Annotated in this window: 1 protein-coding gene; it reads right to left on the bottom strand. The window is 45.6% G+C overall.

The genetic code is table 11. The features are described 5' to 3' along the window. Positions 1-12 precede the first annotated feature (12 nt). Positions 13-1,118 (bottom strand): IS3 family transposase gene (locus KDM92_RS18185; protein ID WP_212685776.1). Its coding sequence is split into 2 segments (ribosomal slippage): positions 13-863 and positions 863-1,118, totalling 1,107 coding nucleotides; the frame shifts between segments, so codons are not numbered across the junction. Positions 1,119-1,170 lie beyond the last annotated feature (52 nt).

Raw genomic sequence — 1,170 nt, 5'->3', positions numbered from 1 at the left:
AACCTCCCTCAATCAGTGCCAAGTATTACTAGAGTTTTGAGGTTGGTGAAACAATCGGTATTCAACAGGGGTCATCCCGTTGAGTGAATCATGTGGGCATTGCTCGTTGTAATCGTTCATCCACAATTGTGTTCGTTCTTTGACCTCGTGCAAGTTCTTAAAAACATACATATCTAACACCCCTTGGCGGTAGCTGCGGTTGAAGCGTTCAATGAAACCATTTTGCATAGGTCTGCCTGGTTCGATAAACTCCGAGTGGACATCATGCTTTTGTGCCCAATCAGCTAAGGTCGTCGAAATAAATTCAGGCCCATTGTCCATTCGGATCTGGGCTGGAAAACCGCGCCACGCAACGATCCTTTCAAGCACACGAATCACACGGGACGAGAGCAAATTTAAATCAATTTCAATCGCCAACACTTCCCGATTAAAATCATCAACGACATTAAAAGTTCGAAAGCGCCTACCGCACCATAAAGCATCGCTCATAAAATCCATCGACCAACTCTTATTGATTTCTCCAGGCACTGCCAACGATTGCGGGTCTCTTGTTGGAAGGCGCTTTTTACAGATACGTCGCCGATTCATCTTGAGTCCACAATAGACACGATAGACACGCTTATGATTCCAAGTATGGCCGCGTCGTCTTATTAACTGAAAGTATTTGCCAAATCCCCGTTCCGGAAATCGTTCTGCCAATTCCTGCAAAACCGCAATGATCTCGTCGTCCGCTGCCGTCTGCCGTTGGTAGGTCATGCTTGAACGTGAAAACTGCATTGCTTTACAAGCCTGACGCTGGCTAAGTCCAACCTCTTGTAGTTGCTTGACGAAATCGCGTTTCTGGTTCGGGGTTAGCGCTTTAAACCGATCACCTCTTTGAACGCATGGTTCTCTAACGACAAGTCAGCAACCATCATTTTTAGCTTACGATTCTCTTCCTCTAGGTCTTTGAGGCGCTTTACATCGGCTGCTTCCATACCACCATATTTGGACTTCCATTGGTAGTAGGTCGCTTCAGAAACGCTATGCTCACGGCAAACGTCTTTGACCAATCTCCCAGCTTCAACTGCCTTCAATATTCCTATGATCTGTGTTTCTGTAAATCTGCTCTTACGCATTTCTGTTCTCCTTTGGCATATAAGTTTGCCTCAAGATCTCTAGTTATGCATG

Origin of the sequence: Affinundibacterium baiyunense, assembly GCF_018139645.1 — a bacterium.
GTDB lineage: Bacteria > Pseudomonadota > Gammaproteobacteria > Burkholderiales > Burkholderiaceae_D > Undibacterium > Undibacterium baiyunense.
Note: the sequence above shows the minus strand (reverse complement) of the source record. Positions and strands in the feature narration are given on the sequence as shown.